Source organism: Stenotrophomonas sp. CASM110 (genome assembly GCF_049384345.1).
Lineage (GTDB): Bacteria > Pseudomonadota > Gammaproteobacteria > Xanthomonadales > Xanthomonadaceae > Stenotrophomonas > Stenotrophomonas muris.
Window position 1 is genome coordinate 98,935 of record NZ_JBMRGI010000009.1, and the last position, 16,566, is coordinate 115,500.

The 16,566-nt window shown below is 67.5% G+C and carries 16 protein-coding genes; 5 read left to right on the forward strand and 11 right to left on the reverse strand.

Annotated features, from left to right (window positions below; all coding sequences use genetic code 11):
• The first annotated feature begins 4 nt into the window (after nt 1-4).
• Nucleotides 5-1,255, forward strand: coding sequence for a poly-beta-1,6-N-acetyl-D-glucosamine synthase (gene pgaC, locus VG561_RS10010; RefSeq protein ID WP_172412062.1), 1,251 nt, complete (start codon nt 5-7; stop codon nt 1,253-1,255).
• Nucleotides 1,252-1,722 carry a poly-beta-1,6-N-acetyl-D-glucosamine biosynthesis protein PgaD gene (gene pgaD, locus VG561_RS10015; RefSeq protein WP_014647778.1) on the forward strand — a complete coding sequence of 157 codons (471 nt, stop codon included), beginning with the start codon at nt 1,252-1,254 and terminating at the stop codon, nt 1,720-1,722. Before pgaC ends, pgaD begins: the two co-directional genes overlap by 4 nt.
• Before the next feature lie 45 nt (nt 1,723-1,767).
• Here pgaD and VG561_RS10020 read toward each other — a convergent pair whose 3' ends face one another.
• The 11 genes from VG561_RS10020 to VG561_RS10070 form a co-directional block, all read right to left on the reverse strand.
• Nucleotides 1,768-3,039: a glutamate-5-semialdehyde dehydrogenase gene (locus tag VG561_RS10020; protein WP_014647779.1), complete on the reverse strand. Its 1,272-nt coding sequence runs from the start codon at nt 3,037-3,039 to the stop codon at nt 1,768-1,770.
• The gene (proB, locus tag VG561_RS10025) at nt 3,036-4,193 is read right to left on the reverse strand and encodes a glutamate 5-kinase (RefSeq protein ID WP_014647780.1); all 1,158 of its coding nucleotides are present in this window, start codon (nt 4,191-4,193) and stop codon (nt 3,036-3,038) included. The genes VG561_RS10020 and proB overlap by 4 nt, the downstream gene beginning before the upstream one ends.
• Nucleotides 4,194-4,204: 11 nt before the next feature.
• On the reverse strand, nt 4,205-4,468 hold the full coding sequence (locus VG561_RS10030) for a YciI family protein (protein WP_014647781.1): 264 nt from the start codon (nt 4,466-4,468) through the stop codon (nt 4,205-4,207).
• Nucleotides 4,468-5,763, reverse strand: a complete 1,296-nt coding sequence (gene argH / locus VG561_RS10035) for an argininosuccinate lyase (RefSeq protein ID WP_014647782.1) — start codon at nt 5,761-5,763, stop codon at nt 4,468-4,470. Before argH ends, VG561_RS10030 begins: the two co-directional genes overlap by 1 nt.
• 20 nt (nt 5,764-5,783) lie before the next feature.
• On the reverse strand, nt 5,784-6,737 hold the full coding sequence (argC, locus tag VG561_RS10040) for an N-acetyl-gamma-glutamyl-phosphate reductase (RefSeq protein ID WP_046431732.1): 954 nt from the start codon (nt 6,735-6,737) through the stop codon (nt 5,784-5,786).
• Complete coding sequence (locus VG561_RS10045) at nt 6,734-7,333, reverse strand: GNAT family N-acetyltransferase (protein ID WP_014647784.1); 600 nt, start codon at nt 7,331-7,333, stop codon at nt 6,734-6,736. Before VG561_RS10045 ends, argC begins: the two co-directional genes overlap by 4 nt.
• A 4-nt stretch (nt 7,334-7,337) precedes the next feature.
• Nucleotides 7,338-8,666 (reverse strand): acetylglutamate kinase, encoded by a 1,329-nt coding sequence (locus tag VG561_RS10050; protein ID WP_014037858.1) that lies wholly within the window; start codon nt 8,664-8,666, stop codon nt 7,338-7,340.
• A gap of 75 nt (nt 8,667-8,741) precedes the next feature.
• Nucleotides 8,742-9,830 (reverse strand): acetylornithine deacetylase, encoded by a 1,089-nt coding sequence (locus VG561_RS10055; RefSeq protein WP_423179557.1) that lies wholly within the window; start codon nt 9,828-9,830, stop codon nt 8,742-8,744.
• 151 nt (nt 9,831-9,981) lie between these two features.
• Nucleotides 9,982-11,178, reverse strand: coding sequence for an argininosuccinate synthase (locus tag VG561_RS10060; protein ID WP_014647787.1), 1,197 nt, complete (start codon nt 11,176-11,178; stop codon nt 9,982-9,984).
• Nucleotides 11,179-11,297: 119 nt separating this feature from the next.
• Nucleotides 11,298-12,308 (reverse strand): N-acetylornithine carbamoyltransferase, encoded by a 1,011-nt coding sequence (locus tag VG561_RS10065; protein ID WP_014647788.1) that lies wholly within the window; start codon nt 12,306-12,308, stop codon nt 11,298-11,300.
• Nucleotides 12,309-12,639: 331 nt separating this feature from the next.
• Nucleotides 12,640-13,203, reverse strand: coding sequence for a hypothetical protein (locus VG561_RS10070; RefSeq protein ID WP_014647790.1), 564 nt, complete (start codon nt 13,201-13,203; stop codon nt 12,640-12,642).
• 188 nt (nt 13,204-13,391) lie between these two features.
• Between VG561_RS10070 and cysS the strand changes: the two genes are divergently transcribed.
• From cysS to VG561_RS10085, 3 genes are read left to right on the forward strand one after another with little or no spacing between them, the layout of a single operon-like run.
• A complete protein-coding gene (cysS, locus tag VG561_RS10075; protein WP_014647791.1) occupies nt 13,392-14,768 on the forward strand; it encodes a cysteine--tRNA ligase in 1,377 nt (458 codons plus the stop codon).
• Nucleotides 14,769-14,822: 54 nt separating this feature from the next.
• Nucleotides 14,823-15,275: a SufE family protein gene (locus tag VG561_RS10080; protein ID WP_014647792.1), complete on the forward strand. Its 453-nt coding sequence runs from the start codon at nt 14,823-14,825 to the stop codon at nt 15,273-15,275.
• Nucleotides 15,272-16,519 carry an MFS transporter gene (locus tag VG561_RS10085; protein ID WP_032956128.1) on the forward strand — a complete coding sequence of 416 codons (1,248 nt, stop codon included), beginning with the start codon at nt 15,272-15,274 and terminating at the stop codon, nt 16,517-16,519. Before VG561_RS10080 ends, VG561_RS10085 begins: the two co-directional genes overlap by 4 nt.
• Nucleotides 16,520-16,566 lie beyond the last annotated feature (47 nt).

The window sequence follows — 16,566 nt, forward strand, 5'->3', positions numbered from 1 at the left end:
GGACATGCATCCGCTGCTGCAGGTCCTGTTCCAGTTCGCCTTCTACTACCCGATGGTGATGGCGTTCTTCTGGATGTCCGGTGGCCTGTACTACTACTTCCGGCGCGAGCGTCACTCACGTCCGCGCAACGATCCGCCCTTGATGATCGCCCCTCCCTTCGCGACCTTGCTGGTGCCCTGCCACAACGAAGCAGAAAACCTGGACGACACGCTCACTGCGGCGCTGGCCCAGCGCTACCCCGCCGATTACGAAGTGATCGCCATCGACGATGGCAGCAGCGATGACACCGGCGCACGGCTGGATGCGCTGGCGGCAAGGCATCCACGGCTTCGCGTGCTGCACCTGGACCGCAACCTGGGCAAGGCCAATGCGCTGCGCATGGGCGCACTGGCCGCACGCTCGGAGTACCTGGTGTGCATCGATGGCGATGCGATGCTGGAAGAGCATGCACTGCACTGGATGGTCTGGCACCTGGTCAGTGGCAACCGGGTCGGTGCGGTCACCGGCAACCCGCGCATCCGCAACCGCTCCACCCTGCTCGGACGCCTGCAGGTGGCGGAATTCTCCTCGATCATCGGCATGATCAAGCGGGCACAGCGCGTGTATGGCCGCATCTTCACCATCTCCGGCGTGATCGCCGGCTTCCGCCGCACTGCCCTGCACCAGGTCGGCTGGTGGTCGGATGACATGGTGACCGAGGACATCGACATCAGCTGGCGCCTGCAGCGCGCGCACTGGGACATCCGCTACGAACCCAATGCGCTGTGCTTCATCCTGATGCCGGAGACGCTCAAGGGCCTCTGGCGGCAGCGCCTGCGCTGGGCCCAGGGCGGCGTGGAAGTGATGCTGCGCCACGCGCGCTCGCTGCTGCACTGGAAAGAGCGGCGCATGTGGGGCGTGCTGCTGGAGTACGTGTTGAGCGTGGTCTGGGCCTACACGATGCTGTTCATCGTGCTGCTGTGGGCACTGGGCAAGTTCATCGAGCTGCCGCCGCAGCTGCATATCGCCAGCCTGCTGCCGGAGTGGCATGGCGTGATCCTGGCGCTGGTCTGCCTGCTGCAGTTCGCCAGCAGCCTGATCATCGACCGGCGTTACGAAACACAGATTGGACGCAATTACTTCTGGGTCATCTGGTACCCGATGGCGTACTGGCTGATCAGCCTTTCCACCACCCTGGTGGCGCTGCCCAAGACGCTGCTGCGCCGTCGCAGCAAGCGCGCCACCTGGACCAGCCCTGACCGGGGGATCCGATGAACGCGCAACGCCCGTCCAACCGCTTCGACTCGCGGATGATCCGCAAGCCGCATCGCCAGCCACACTTCCAGCGCACGGCCTGGGGCTTCGTCACCCTGGCGTTCTGGGGCTTCTACTTCTATCTGTGGGCCCCCCTGGTGACCCTGCTCTCGTGGTTGATCGGTGGCCAGCTGGCCTGGCGGCAGCTCTACGAACGGCAGAACCAGTTCGACCCGTACGTGCTGGTCGCGCTGCCATTGATGCTGCTGTGCGCCAGCGTGCTGCTGATCGCCTGGGCCGAGTACAACCGCGCCCGCTTCCGTGGCCGCGAACGCCGCCTGCCGCGGCCCCTGGCCAGCCTCAACGAAGTGGCCGCCGATCTGGGCGCCAGCACCGGGCTGGCCGAACGCCTGATGGGCTGCAAGGCCGCCACGCTGCACATGGATGATCACGCACGGCCGGTCGGAATCCGCCGCGAGGTGGTGTAACCCGACGACCTGGTAGCTGCCGACCTTCGCGCGGCGTGGATCCACTTATGTACGCGTCTGCCCTTCGCCGCGCACGACAAATCGTTCAACGGTGAGGGCTTCCAAGCCCATCGGGCCGTAGGCGTGCAGGCGCGTGGTGGAAATACCGATCTCACTGCCCAGGCCCAGCTGGCCACCATCGGAGAAGCGCGACGAAGCGTTGACCATCACCACCGCCGAGCGCAGCGCGTTGACGAAGCGCTCGGCGTGGCCGGTGTCCTCGGTGGCGATCACTTCGGTGTGGTCGGAGGTATAGGTGCGGATGTGCGCGATGGCTGCATCAAGATCATCGACCACGCGCACCGCCAGCACCAGATCGAGGAACTCGGCGGCGTAATCCTCCTCGGTCGCCGCCGTGCTGCCCGGCAGCAACGGCTGCGCCTGCGCATCGGCGCGCAGCTGCACCCCACGCTCACCCAGCGCCTGCGCCACGCGCGGCAGGAACGCGTCAGCCACGGCGCGGTGCACCAGCAGCGTCTCCAGCGAATTGCACGCCGCCGGCCGGCTGCACTTGCCGTCCACCAGCAGGTCGATGGCCTTGCCGAGGTCGGCGCTGGCGTCCACGAACAGGTGGCACACCCCCTTGTAATGCTTGATCACCGGCACGCGCGCGTGCTCGGCCACGAAACGGATCAGGCCTTCGCCGCCACGCGGAATGGCCAGGTCGATCAGCTCATGCAGCTGCAGCAGTTCCAGCATCGCCTCGCGGCGCAGGTCGGTGAGCACGGTCACCGCCGCCGGCGGTACGCCGTTGGCCTTCAATGCACCGGCCAGCGCCTGGGCGATGGCGGTATTGGAGTGGATCGCTTCGGAACCACCGCGCAGGATCACGCCATTGCCGGCCTTCAGGCACAGCGCGGCGGCTTCGGCCGTCACGTTCGGGCGCGCCTCATAGATCATCGCGATCACGCCCAGCGGCACGCGCACCTTCTGCACGCGGATGCCGTTGGGACGTACGTCGTCGCGCGTCACCTGGCCGACCGGGTCAGGCAGCGCGGCCACCTCGCGCACCGCCTCGGCCATCGCGAACAGCCGCGGCGGGTCCAGTGCGAGGCGGTCGAGCATGGCACTGCCAACGCCCTTGTCGCGCGCGGCGGCGAGGTCGCGTGCGTTGCCGGCCAGGATCAGTCCGGCATTTACTTCCAGGGCCTGCGCCATCGCCAGCAGCAGCGTGCGTCGCGCCGCACTGTCCAGGCCGGCAACGATCTGCGCTGCATCACGGCAGGCGCGCGCCTGGGCTTCGATTTCGCTCATCGGGGTGTCCTTCAAACCGGTCATGGCAGCACCAGGTCGTCACGATGGACGACGCTACCACCGTAGTTGTAGCCCAGCACGGCCTGGATGTCGCGCGAATGATGGCCGGCGATCCGGCGCACGTCGTCGGCCGCGTACTGGCTGACGCCGCGGGCGACACAGACACGCCCCTGCGGTGCGATCCAGCACACCTGCACCATGTCGCCGCGGCGGAATGCCCCCTCGGCAGCGGTGATGCCGCCGGGCAGCAGCGAGGCGCCCTTCTCCCGCATCGCCTGTGCCGCACCGGCATCGACGACGATCGCGCCCTCGGCCAGCGGCGCGTGCCGCAGCCAGTGCTTGCGGGCAGCCTCGCGGCTGCGTGCGGCGTGGATGCGGGTGCCGAACAGGCGGTCCTGCGCCAGCGCGCGCACCACATCGCTGCTGCGGCCGTTGAACAGGTAGGTCTCGATGCCGAGGCGGCCCGCCTTGGCCGCCGCCTCCAGCTTGGTACGCATGCCGCCGGTGCCGGCGCGCGAGCCGGCGCCGCCGGCCATCGCCAGCACATCGTCACTCAGTTCCGGCACGTCGTGCAGTGGCCGCGCGTCGGCCACGGTGCGCGGATCTGCGCTGTACAGGCCGTCGATGTCGGTGGCGATGAACAGTGCATCGGCATCGACCAGCGCGGCCACGGTCGCGGCCAGGTTGTCGTTGTCACCGAGCTTGAGCTCGTCCACCGATACGGTGTCGTTCTCGTTGACCACCGGCAGCGCACCCAGCCGCAGCAGTTCGCTCAGCGTGGCGCGTGCATTGAGGTAGCGGCGGCGGTTGCGCAGGTCGTCGTGGGTCAGCAGCACCTGCGCCACCGGGCGCTCGAAGAAGCGCTGCCAGAGCCCGATCAGCTGCGCCTGGCCGAGCGCGGCCAGGGCCTGCCGCGCCGCCATCGCCGCACCGGGTTCATCGGCCCGCGGCAGGATCGCGCGCCCCGCCGCAACCGCGCCGGAGGAGACGATCACCACCTCGCGCCCAGCCAGTACGTTGGCGGATACAAACTGGGCCAGGCCCAGCGCGTGGCGTGGCGACAGGCCGCCACCATCGGCCGCCAGCAGGCTGCTGCCAACCTTCAGCACCGCACGCCGCCATGGCGGCAGCGCCTGTTGCGGGAACGGCGAAGCGACGGTGGCGGCGTGCAGGGTCATCGGTCAGGGCCTCAGCGGGTATTCCATTCGTGCACGGTCAGCTCGGAAGCGTGCATCGTCACCAGCGGATCGGTGGCGACGATGGCCCGCGCCTGTTCCAGGCTCTCGACATTGCACAGCACATAGGCGCCACCGCTGCCATCGGCGAAACCACCGGTCAGCTGCAGCTTTCCCTGTGCCTGCAACGCCTCGAGGAAATCGCGGTGCGGCTGCACCGCCGCATCGTTGAAGTCCGGCCGGCGCATCGCCATCACCAGATAGACAGTGCCCGCCATCAGGACAGCGCCTGCCAGCGTGCGCGCAGTTCGTCCAGGCGCAGATCGGCAGCCGAGCCCGGCGATACACGCGCAGCCAGGCTGCCTTCCGGGGTACGTCCCTGCCCTGCGCTGTCGGCACCGGCTGCAGCGGCCTTGTAGGCCTCGCGGAACGGCACACCGGCCACCGCCGCTTCCACGGCGACGTCGGTGGCATACATGCCCGAATCGATCGCTGCGCGCAGCCTGTCGTCACGCCACTCCAGATTGGCCAGCAGCGCCGGCAGCAGTTCCAGCGCGGCCAGGCCACGGCCGAAGCCGTGGAAGATGGCGCCCTTGGACGACTGCAGGTCACGGTGATAACCCGAAGGCAGCGACAGCAGCTGCTCGATCTCGGTGCGCGCGGCGGCGACGCTGGCGTGGGTCGCACGCATCAGCTCGATCACGTCCGGGTTGCGCTTGTTGGGCATGATCGAACTGCCGGTGGTGTACTGCGCCGGCAGCGCGACGAAGCCGAACTCGGCGCTGGTGAACAGCGACAGGTCCCAGGCGATGCGGCGCAGGTCCAGCGTAGCGCCACCGAGCGCTTCCAGCGCGGCCAGCTCGAACTTGCCGCGCGACAGCTGTGCGTAGATCGGCGAGATCTGCATGCGCGCGAAACCGAGCGCGGCCGTGGTGTGCTCGCGGTCCAGCGGCAGGTTCACCCCGTAGCCGGCGGCGGTGCCGAGCGGATTGGCGTCGACCAGCGCATGGGTGTCACGGGCGCGGATGGCGTTGTCGATGAAGGCCTCGGCCCATCCGGCCCACCACATGCCGGCCGAAGAGACCACGGCGCGCTGGATATGGGTATAGCCGGGAATCGGCAGGTCCTTCTCGGCCTGCGCACGGTCCAGCGCGATCTTGGCCACGTCGGTGCTGAGCCCGGCCACGCGCAGCAGCTTCTCCTTCAGCCACAGGCGGGTGGCGACCAGGATCTGGTCATTGCGGCTGCGGCCGGTGTGGATCTTGCGGCCAGCGTCGCCGAGGCGTTCGGTCAAACGCGCTTCGATTGCTGAGTGACCGTCTTCGTACTGCGTATCCAGCACGAAGCGGCCTTCACGGAAATCCTGCGCCAGCACGTCGAGCTCGCGCAGCAGGCCTGCCAGCTCGTCGGCGCTGAGGATGCCGATGTGCTGCAGGCCCTGCGCATGCGCGGCGCTGGCAGCGATGTCATGCAGGAAGAACTCGCGGTCGAGGATCACGTCGTCGCCGGCGAGGAAGGTCTGGATCTGGGCGTCGACAGCGACGCCGGGCTTCTGCCAAAGAAGGTCTGCCATGGGGGCTCCGGAAGGCGTGTTCAGTGCGGGATCGACGTCAGTTCGTCGATGCCCAGCGCAAGGTTGAGGTTCTGCATGGCCTGGGTGGCCGCGCCCTTGAGCAGGTTGTCCAGGGTCGCCACCACCACCACCCGCTTGCCGCCCGGGGCCAGGGTGAAGCCACCGACCTGGGCACCGTGGCGGCCGGCGATGCGGCTGACCCACGGCGCTTCATCCACCACTTCGATCAGGGGTTCGCCGGCATAGGCCTGCTGGAAGCGCTCGACGATCTGTTCGCGGGTCTGCACGCGGTTCAGCCACAGGTTGGCGGTCAGCGTGATGCCGCGGAAATGCGGCGCGACGTGCGGCATGAACTCGACGGCCACGCCCAGCTGCACCGACACCTCGCGCTCGTGCACGTGGTTGGTCAGCGCATACGGCATCAGGTTGTCGGCCAGCAGTTCGACGTTGTTCTTGTCCGACGGCGTGGTACCGGCACCGGAGTAGCCGGAGACACCGAAGCACTGCGGCGGGCCGGCCAGCAGGTCCAGCAGCGGATGCACCGCCAGCTGCATCGCCGTGGCATAGCAGCCCGGGTTGCTGATGTGCTTCTGGCCGTTGTAGCGGCCGCGGGTCAGCTCCGGCAGGCCGTAATACCAGCTGTTGTCGAAGCGGTAGTCGGCCGAGAGATCGACGATGACGGTGTCCGGCTTGGCGGCTTCAAGCGCGGCCACGAACGGTGCGGCCAGGCCGTTGGGCAGGGCCAGGATCACCGCGTCCACGGCTTTGGCGGCCACCGCGTCGGCATCCAGGTTCTCGTACTGCAGCTCGCCCTGGAACTCCGGGTGGTGGTCGGACAGGCGCTGCCCGGCGCGCTCGCGCGAGGAGACGAAGGCCAGTTCCAGGCGCGGATGGGCGGCCACCAGCTTGATCAGCTCGGCGCCGGTATGGCCGCGGGCCCCGACGATGCCCAGGGTGAAAGTCGAATCGTTCATGCGTGGCTGTCCAGGCGGTACTGCAGGTGGCGCTTCACGCCCTGCCATTCCGCATCGATGATGGAGAAGATGACGGTGTCGCGCGGCGTGCCGTCGGCGTGCCGCTTGTGGTTGCGCAGCACGCCATCCTGCTTGGCGCCGAGGCGTGCGATGGCGGTGCGCGAAGTGAAGTTGAACCAGCTGGTCTCGAACACGACGCTCAGGCACTGCAACCGCTCGAACGCGTGGCTGAGCAGCATCAGCTTGGTCTCGGTGTTGACCCCGGTGCGTTGCGCAGACTCGCCATACCAGGTGTAACCGATACTCAGGCGCGGCACGTCCGCTTGCAGATCGTAGTAGCGGGTGGTGCCGACAATCTGGTCGTTGGCATCGAACACCACGAACGGCAGCACCCTGCCTTCGGCCTGCGCCTGCAGCGCTGCCTGCACGTAGCCGGCCATGGTCTTCGCATCGGGCACCTGGGTGTACCAGAGCCTGGACAACGCGCCATCGCCAAGCGCGCCGCGCAGGCCATCGATATGCCCCATCTGCAGCGGCTCCAGCCGCGCATGGGTGCCCGCCAGCGTAGGGACCTTGGTCCAGTCAGCATGGTTCATGTGTTCAGCCCTGCAGGCTCGGCGCGCGCCGGGCGCAATGGTCGACATAGGTCTTGATCCGGTCGATGCCGTCGGCGCCGAACCAGAACACCTTCCAGTGGTCCTGCTTGTAGCAGCCGTCGGATTCAGCGTAATAGAAGTGGTTGATCGGATTGCCATGGCGCGAACGCCAGAACAGCTGCGGGGTTTCCTCCAGCATCACGTTCCAGACCGCGCGGCCCAGGCCCTCGCCCTGCGCATCGTCGAGCACGGCGAACTTGTCCAGGTACACGCCCTCGGCCTCGTCGGTGAGGATCACCGCGGTGCGGTAGTTCTCGCTGACGTAGGCGCGCAGCAGCTTCGTCTTTTCGAAGTACTCCGGCACCAGGGTGCGGCCGAAGCTGGATTCGATCAGGCCCTTCAGGCGCGGCAGGTCCAGCTCGTTCCAGGCGGTGGCGCGCAGCACCTTCTCGCCCTTGCGCACCAGCGTGCCCGACCCCTTGTGGGTGAACAGTTCCTTGGCCAGATCGGCCGGGCGCGTGATCGACACCGACGATTCCAGCGGCAGGCGATCGAGCAGATCCTTGATCTGTTCGATCTTCACCTTCATGCCGCCGTGGATCCACGGCTGCGCGATCAGGTGGTCGTACTCGGTGGACAGGTTGATCGAATCGATCACGTTGCCCTGCTCGTCCAGCAGGCCGCCAGTGCCGGTCAGGAAGATGATCTTGTATGGCTGCAGTTCCTGCACCAGCTCGTTGGCGGCGAAGTCGGCGTTGACGTTGAGGATCTGGCCGCCAGCGGTCTCGCCCAGGCTGGTGATGACCGGGATCGACCCGGCACGCAGGCTGGCCTCGATCGGTGCCAGGTTGACCTTCTTCACCTCGCCGACCAGGCCGTAGGTGTCCACGTCCAGGTACTCGGCCTCGAACACGCCGCCGGTGATCGAGGTGGCGCGCGCTCCGTTCTGCTGCAGCGCCTCGACCAGGCGCAGGTTGGACTGCTGGAACACCCGGCGCACGATCGCCAGCGCTTCCGGCGACGTCACGCGCAGGCCGTTGACGGTCTGCTTCTCGATGCCGGCGGCCGACAGTTCGGCATCCAGCTGCGGGCCGGCACCGTGCAGCACGATCGGGGTCAGCCCGACTTCCTGCAGGAACGACAGCGAAGAGGTCAGCGCGTCGAGGTCGTCGCGCAGCACCGCGCCGCCGACCTTGACCACGGCGAAGCGCTTGGCGTCCAGCTGCGAGAAGCGCTTGAGGTACTGGCTGATCTCCTTCGCGCTGGCCATGCTGGAAAGCAGGCGCACGATGGTCTGGCGGGTCTGGCGGTGGGGCTGGAGGGCAGGAGACATTTCGGTTTCGTCACAGGCGGCGGTCGCCGCGTTGCAGTTCCACCCGGCCAGGGCCGGGCGGCGTTGTAGGGTCGATCAGGCGTCGGCGGCGATGATGCGATGCACGGCGTCGGTGTAGCGCTGCAGCTGCTCCAGCGTCACGAACTCATCAGCGGTGTGGGCCTGGGCGATGTCGCCCGGGCCGAACACCAGCGTGGTGTAGCCACCGGCGGAGAACAGCGAGGCCTCGGTCCAGAAGTCCACCGCGTTGCCGATCGGCAGCTCCAGCGCATCGGCCACATCGCGCGCCAGCAGGCGGCGGTTCTCGGCCTCGGCGATGTCACCGGCCGGCAGGCTGGGGCCGCGGAACGTTTCGGTGAAAACGGCGGCTTCCGGTTCGGCGAAACCGGCGAAGGTCGCCAGCAGGCCATCGATGTCCATCGACGGCAGCGGGCGGAACCCGAAGCGCACCTCAGCAGCCGGTGCGATCATGTTGGCCTTGATCCCGCCTTCGACGCGACCGATGTTGAAGCGCAGCCCGGTCAGCCCGCCGAAGCGGGCCGAGGCCAGCGATTCCACATGGTCCAGTGCACGGTTGCCCCAGCGCATGGCCTGGTGCAGCGCGCTGGCGGCCGCGTCCTGCTTGCCGGACGCATGGCCGGCGCGGCCGGCGAACTGCATCAGCACCGAGCTGATGCCACGATGCGCCAGCACCGCTTCGCTCATGGTCGGCTCGGCCACCAGCACCGCTTCATACGGCAGGCCACGGGCCAGGAACGCGGCGATACAGCGCGGATCGTTGGCTTCCTCGTCACTGGAGAACAGGAAGGCGGCATCGCCATCGCTGGCATTGGCCGCCGCCACCAGCGCAGCGGCGGCGCCCTTGATGTCACACACGCCCAGGCCGACCACGCGGTCGTCCAGGCGGCGCATCACATGCGGGTCGGCACTCCAGTGCGGCGAGTCCGGCACGGTGTCCAGGTGCACGTTGAACAGGTACTTCGGCGTCCCGCGCACGGCGTACAGGCTGACTGCGCCCGCGCCATGGTCGATCACCTCGACGTTGAAGCCGGGCAGGTTGTCGCGCAGGTAATCGAAGATGCCACCGGTGGTGATCGCACGCGGCGGGTTGCGGGTGTCGAAGGACACCAGGGCCTGCAGGTGATCGAGCGTCTGTTCAAGCATGTGTCTGAATATCCGTAGGGTTCGAAATCGGTAGTGCCGGCCGCTGGCCGGCTCCGCAATGATCCAGCCGTGCCACGAGCCGGCCAGCGGCCGGCACTACCCTCCATCGACGTTGCGAGGCGCCGGCCAGCGGCCGGCACCCCGTCACAGGTCAACCGCGATTGACCTGCGCATAGACAGTGGAGCTCATCCCGAACAGCTTGATGAAGCCTTCAGCCTCCTCCACGCCCCAGTCGGCCGACTGCGCGTAGGTGGCGCCCTTGGTGTTGAGCAGGTGCGGCGACTTCACGGCCACCGCATCGACGCGGCCACCACGGGTTTCCAGCACCACTTCGCCGTTGACCTTGGCCTGCGAGGACTTCAGGAAGGCTTCGATGTCGGTCTTCAGCGGGTCGTGGTAGAAGCCTTCGTACACCAGCTCCACCCACTTGCGTGCCACGTCCGGCTTGAAGCGGTTCTGCTGCTTGGTCAGCACCGCATCTTCCAGCGCACGGTGTGCGGCCAGCAGCGAAACCAGGCCCGGGGCCTCGAACACGATGCGGCCCTTCAGGCCGATCACGGTGTCGCCGGTGTAGACGCCGCGGCCCACGCCGTACGGGGCGAACAGCTTGTTGAGCTGGGCCAGGATCTGGTCGCCCGGCAGCGCCTTGCCGTCCAGTTCGACGGCTTCGCCTTCAACGAACTTCAGGGTCACGGTCAGGGCCTGCTCCGGCCACTCGCTGCGCGGTGCGCACCAGCCACGCGCGCCCTCGCCCGGGGCTTCCCACCGGTCGATCTCGCCGCCGGACATGGTCAGGCCCAGCAGGTTCTCGTTGATGGTGTAGGCCTGCTGCTTGGCGCGCACGCCGAAGCCACGCTCTTCCAGGTACTTCTGCTCGTAGGCGCGGGTCTGGGTGTGTTCCTTCTGGATCTCGCGGATCGGCGCGATGATCTGGTAGTCGCCCAGCGCCTTCACGGCCAGGTCGAAGCGGACCTGGTCGTTGCCCATGCCGGTGCAACCGTGGGCGATGATGTTGGTGCCCAGCTCGGCAGCACGCTTCAGCGCGGCATCGACGATCAGGTAGCGGTCCGAGACCAGCAGCGGGTACTGGCCCTGGTAGCCTTCGCCGGCCCACACGAACGGCTTGACGAAGCCTTCCCAGATGGCCGGGCCACCGTTGACGGTGAGGTGGCTCGCCACGCCCAGTTCGGCGGCGCGCTTCTCGATGAAGTCACGCTCTTCATCATCGACGCCGCCGGTGTCGGCGAACACGGTGTGCACGTTGTAACCGCGCTCCTGCAGGTACGGCACGCAGAAGCTGGTATCCAGGCCGCCGGAGAAGGCGAGAACGACGTCTTTGTTGCTCATGGGGGTCAGGTCCACTTGGGGGATGGGAATTCGGTAGAGCCGACCGTTGGTCGGCTGGAATATTGGATGCGCCGCTGCGGGAGCAGCCGACCAACGGTCGGCTCTACCCCTTGTTCGATCTAGCGCCCGGCAACCGCCGCCATGATCGCCTTCTGCACGTGCAGGCGGTTCTCGGCTTCGTTGATGGCGATGCACTGCGGCGAATCCATCACCGCGTCGGTGGCCTTCACGTTGCGGCGCAGCGGCAGGCAGTGGCTGAACACACCATTGTTGGTCAGCGCCATCTTCCGCTCGTCCACGATGAAGTGCTTGAACTGGTCGCGGATCGGCTTCTCCGGTTCCCAGTTGCCGAAGAACGGCAGCGCGCCCCAGCTCTTGGCGTAGACCACGTCGGCGCCGGCGTAGGCGCTGTCGATGTCATGGCTGATCTTCAGCGAGCCGCCGCTCTCGGCCACGTTCTGCTCGGCCCAGCCCATGTAACGCTCGTCGAGGATGTAGTCGGCGGTCGGGCACAGCAGGGTCACGTCCATGCCCATGCGGGTGGCGATGGTCAGCGCCGAATTGGCAACGGCGGTGTTCAGCGGCTTGGGGTGGTAGGTCCAGGTCAGCACGTACTTCTTGCCACGCAGGTCCTGGGTGCCGAAGTGCTCCTGCAGGGCCATGATGTGGGCCAGCTCCTGGCACGGGTGGGTGATGGTCTCCATGTTGATGACCGGCACCGGCGAGTACCTGGCGAAGCTGTTGAGGACGATGTCCTGGCGGTCGTAGGCCCAGTCGATGAACTTGGGGAACGCACGCACGGCGATGATGTCGCAGTAGCGACCCAGCACCTTGGCCACTTCAGCGATGTGCTCTTCGGTATCGCCGTCCATCACCGTGCCGAGGTTGAACTCGATCGGCCACGCATCCTTGCCCGGCTGCAGCACCACCGCGTGGGCACCGAGCTGGAACGCGCCCAGTTCGAAGCTGGTGCGGGTGCGCATGGACGGGTTGAAGAACACCAGCGCGATCGACTTGCCCTTGAGCTGGTCGCCGAGCTTGTTGCGCTTGAACAGCGCCGCCTGGGTCAACAGCGCGTCGAGATCGCTGCGGCTCCAGTCCTGGGTGTTCAGGAAGTGCTTGGGGGACATCATCTTTCCTTGCGTGGCGGCGCCGGTTTCGACGCGGTGGAAGGGAAAACAGGAATCAAAGGTGGAGCGGGAAGATTGCAGTTGCAGCTTTCAGAAGATGCATTTTCGAAGCGCGGAAACGAAAAAACCCAGCCGGCGGGCTGGGTTTTTTCGGACGAACAGCAAAAAGCTCCGGTTACCCAGCGAGGATGTGGGGTTCCGGTCGACGCGCACGCGAGGTCATGCCCGACGCCTGTCGGGCTGCGCTGCTGTCGTGCTGGAAGTCGGTGAGCTTCATGGTCAACCATCTTTGCATGCGGCCGAGGCCGGCGCAAGGGCCGGGGTCCCAGAATCAGGGATTGCTGGCCGTGCCCTGCTCCGGGCCGACCCAGGGCGTGATCGACACCCGGATCTTGAGCCGGTTGCCGGGGTCTTCCGGCAGCCGCGAACGGTACTTGGTGCCCTTGTAGACGTAATCCACGTCGTAGGCGATGGGCCGGCGGAATTCACGCCCCACCGGCACGATGCGGCAGTCGCGGGTCAGCATCGGGCCAGTGTTGGCCGGTGCCGGGGCCGGCGTCTCGGCTCCGGGCTCCTCAACGGCCTCTTCGTCGCTGCGCTTGAACATCGAGCGCACCGAGTCCCAGAAGCGGCTGATCCGGCCCTTGTCCTCGACCGGTTCCTCGCCGGTCACGTTCACCGGGGCCAGGGTCCGGGTCGACACCGGCTCGCAGTGCTCCTCGGTGCGGGTCGCGCGCAGGGTCTGGAACACCGGCTCCACGTTCAGCACCTGGGCGTAGTCGAACTTCACGTTCTCAACGATCACCACCCGGTTGCGGGGCTCGGCCTCCTGCGCCAGCACCACGGCGGGCAGCGCCGACAGGCAGGCCAGGGTCAGCAACGCGGTGGATTTCATTGGCGACGGGAGCAAGGACACGGCAATAGTGTAGGCAGTGGCGAGCGCAAGGGGCTGAACATTACCCGTCCACGCCGCTCCTGCCCACCCCACCCCGGGTGGCCCCGGCGTCCACCGGTGGCAACGGGTGCCCCCAAAGGGGGCCGACACGTTCTAAAATCACAGGCTTGTCCCCCAGCCACAGCCCCATGACCCTGCGCCTGCACAACAACCTGACTCGCCAGCTCGAACCGTTCACCCCGCTCGATCCGGCCTGTCCGACCCTGTATGTGTGCGGCCCGACGGTCTACAACTACGTGCACATCGGCAACGCCCGTGGCCCGGTGGTGTTCGGGGTGCTGGCCGACCTGCTGCGGCGCCGTTTCGGTGGCCTGCGCTACGCGCGCAACATCACCGACGTGGACGACAAGATCAACACCGCCGCGCGCGAGCAGGGCGTACCGATCAGCACCATCACCGACAGGTTCGCCGCCGCCTACCGTGAGGACATGGCCGCGCTGGGCGTGGTGCCGCCGGACATCGAGCCGGAGGTGACCGCGCACATTCCGCAGATCATCACCATGATCGAGCAGCTGATCGCCAACGGGCATGCCTACGCTGCCGAAGGCCACGTGCTGTTCGCGGTGGCCAGCTTCGATGGCTACGGCAAGCTCTCGCGCCGCGATCCGGACGAAATGCTGGCCGGCGCCCGTGTCGACGTGGCCCCGTACAAGCGTGATCCGGGTGATTTCGTGCTGTGGAAGCCGTCCAGCGACGACCTGCCCGGCTGGGCGTCGCCCTGGGGCCGTGGCCGCCCGGGCTGGCACATCGAGTGCTCGGCAATGGCCGCCGCCCACCTGGGCGAGACCATCGACATCCATGCCGGCGGCGTCGACCTGCAGTTCCCGCACCACGAGAACGAGCTTGCGCAGAGCGAGTGCGCCCACGGCGGCAAGATCTTCGCCCGCTTCTGGCTGCACAACGGCATGCTCAACTTCGGCGGCGCCAAGATGAGCAAGTCGCTGGGTAACATCGAGCGCGTGCACGACCTGGTGCGCCAGCACCCGCCGGAAGCACTGCGCCTGGCCCTGCTGTCGGCCCACTACCGGCAACCGCTGGACTGGTCCGATGGCCTGATCGAACAGTCGGTGCGCACCCTGGACCGCCTGTACGGCACCTTGCGCGAACTGGCGTCAGTCGAGGCGGTCGTTGCGATCCCGGCCACGGTCGAAGCGACTCTGGATGACGATCTGAACACCCCGCAGGCACTGGCCGAAGTGGCCCGCATCGCCGCCGATGCGCGTCGTGCCACCGATCCGGCCGAGCAGGCGCGCCTGAAGGGTGAACTGCTCGGCGCCGGACTGGCACTGGGCCTGCTGCAGGCCGATCCAGCGCAGTGGTTCGGCACTGCGGCCAGCGACGGCGGCGACGATGCCCGCATCCAGGGCCTGATCGATGAGCGTGCCGCTGCCAAGAAGGCGCGCGACTTCGCCCGTTCCGACGCCATCCGCGACCAGCTGGCCGCCGAAGGCATCGTGCTGGAAGACACCCCGCAGGGCGTACGCTGGTCGCGCAAGCGCGGCTGACCCGCCCTGCCCCGTGGCCGGTACGCCGGCCACGCCCCCACCGTAGAGACTGTTGTGACCGACTCCCCGTTCCCGCTTGAACCCACCGCCGCCGAGGCACAGGCCGCCATCGCCGAGGAATTCGGCTTCTTCGGCGACTGGTCCGAGCGCTACCAGTACCTGATCGACCTCGGCCGCAAGCTGCCGGCCTTCCCGGAAGAATGGAAGACCGAAGAGCATCGCCTGCTCGGCTGCCAGTCGATGGTCTGGATCGTGCCCGAAGGCAACGCGCAGTCGCTGCGCTTCCATGCCATCAGTGATTCGGCGATTGTCTCCGGCCTGATCTTCCTGGCCCTGCGTGTGTACTCCGGGCGCTCGGCGCAGGAGATCCTGGCTACCGAGCCGAGCTACATCCAGGACATCGGCCTGGCCCGCCACCTCTCGCCGACCCGCAGCAACGGCGTGGCGGCGATGCTGGCCTTCATCCGCGAGACCGCGCAGGCCCAGCTGCAGCGCGACCCGTCGTGAGCGAGCCTGCCACAGCCGAAGACAGCGCGCTGGGCCTGCTGTCCCGGCCCGGTTTCGCCAGGCTGCTGGCGTACCGCATCTTCGCGATGCTGTCCTACCAGGTGGTCGCGGTCACCGTCGGCTGGCACATCTACGAAGTCACCCGCAATCCGTTCTCGCTGGGCCTGATCGGCTTGGCCGAGGTGCTGCCGTTCTTCTGCGTGGCGCCGTTCGCCGGTTACCTGGTGGATCACCTGCCGCGCCGCCGCCTGGGCATGGTCGCCTGTTGCGGACTGATCGCCACCGCACTGGTATTGACCAGCGTGGCCATGGGCTGGCTGCCGATCGACGGCGTGTGGCCGATCTACGCAGCCATTGCGCTGACCGGCATGGTCCGCGCCTTCCTGTCGCCGATCTACAACGCCCTGTTCGCCCGCGTACTGGCCCGTGACCAGTTCGCGCGTGGCGCCGGCCTGGGCGCGGTGGTATTCCAGGCCGGCATGATCGCCGGCCCGGCACTGGGCGGCGTGCTGGTCGGCTTCGGTGGCAAGGGCCTGTCCTACGCGGTGGCCACCGCCTTCGCGCTGGTGGCGATGGCCTGTCTGGCCACGCTGAAAGTGGAGGAGCCGGTGCACACCGGCCCTGCCGCGCCGATCTTCAAGAGCATCGCCGAAGGCGCGCGCTTCGTGGTCGGCAACCGGATCATGGTCGGCGCGATGGCGCTGGACATGTTCTCGGTGCTGCTGGGCGGCGTGGTGGCGATGCTGCCGGCGTTCCTGCACGAAATCCTGCACCACGGCCCGGAAGGCCTGGGCATCCTGCGCGCGATGCCGGCGCTGGGCTCGGTGTGCGTGGGCCTGTGGCTGGCCCGCCACCCGCTGCACCGCAATGCCGGCCGCGTGCTGCTGTTCGCGGTGGCCGGCTTCGGCCTGTGCGTGATCAGCTTCGGGCTGTCGCAGCACTTCTGGCTGTCGGCGCTGATCCTGCTGTTCTACGGCGCCTTCGATGGCGTCTCGGTGGTGATCCGCTCGACCATCCTGCAGCTGGCCACGCCGGAAGAAATGCGCGGTCGCGTATCGTCGATCAACGGCATCTTCATCAGTTCGTCCAACGAGCTGGGCGCGTTCTATGCCGGCACGATGGCGAAGCTGCTCGGCCTGGTACCGGCCGTGGTGCTGGGCGGGTTCGCGGTGCTGAGCGTGGCCGGGATCACCGCGTGGAAGAACCCGACGCTGCGGAAGTTGAATCTTCGCGACCTGCAGTGAGCCTGTAGAGCCGAGCCCATGCTCGGCTGCGTATTTCCGTGCGCCCA

Bases quoted from the DNA above. Each gene is read 5' to 3' on its own strand.
- argH (WP_014647782.1), bottom strand. From the start codon at position 5,763: ATGGCAGACCTTCTTTGGCAGAAGCCCGGCGTCGCTGTCGACGCCCAG.
- argC (WP_046431732.1), bottom strand. From the start codon at position 6,737: ATGAACGATTCGACTTTCACCCTGGGCATCGTCGGGGCCCGCGGCCAT.
- VG561_RS10030 (WP_014647781.1), bottom strand. From the start codon at position 4,468: ATGGCGGGCACTGTCTATCTGGTGATGGCGATGCGCCGGCCGGACTTC.
- VG561_RS10050 (WP_014037858.1), bottom strand. From the start codon at position 8,666: ATGTCTCCTGCCCTCCAGCCCCACCGCCAGACCCGCCAGACCATCGTG.
- VG561_RS10045 (WP_014647784.1), bottom strand. From the start codon at position 7,333: ATGAACCATGCTGACTGGACCAAGGTCCCTACGCTGGCGGGCACCCAT.
- VG561_RS10020 (WP_014647779.1), bottom strand. From the start codon at position 3,039: ATGACCGGTTTGAAGGACACCCCGATGAGCGAAATCGAAGCCCAGGCG.
- pgaC (WP_172412062.1), top strand. From the start codon at position 5: ATGCATCCGCTGCTGCAGGTCCTGTTCCAGTTCGCCTTCTACTACCCG.
- proB (WP_014647780.1), bottom strand. From the start codon at position 4,193: ATGACCCTGCACGCCGCCACCGTCGCTTCGCCGTTCCCGCAACAGGCG.
- VG561_RS10070 (WP_014647790.1), bottom strand. From the start codon at position 13,203: ATGAAATCCACCGCGTTGCTGACCCTGGCCTGCCTGTCGGCGCTGCCC.
- VG561_RS10065 (WP_014647788.1), bottom strand. From the start codon at position 12,308: ATGTCCCCCAAGCACTTCCTGAACACCCAGGACTGGAGCCGCAGCGAT.
- VG561_RS10055 (WP_423179557.1), bottom strand. From the start codon at position 9,830: ATGCTTGAACAGACGCTCGATCACCTGCAGGCCCTGGTGTCCTTCGAC.
- VG561_RS10060 (WP_014647787.1), bottom strand. From the start codon at position 11,178: ATGAGCAACAAAGACGTCGTTCTCGCCTTCTCCGGCGGCCTGGATACC.
- cysS (WP_014647791.1), top strand. From the start codon at position 13,392: ATGACCCTGCGCCTGCACAACAACCTGACTCGCCAGCTCGAACCGTTC.
- pgaD (WP_014647778.1), top strand. From the start codon at position 1,252: ATGAACGCGCAACGCCCGTCCAACCGCTTCGACTCGCGGATGATCCGC.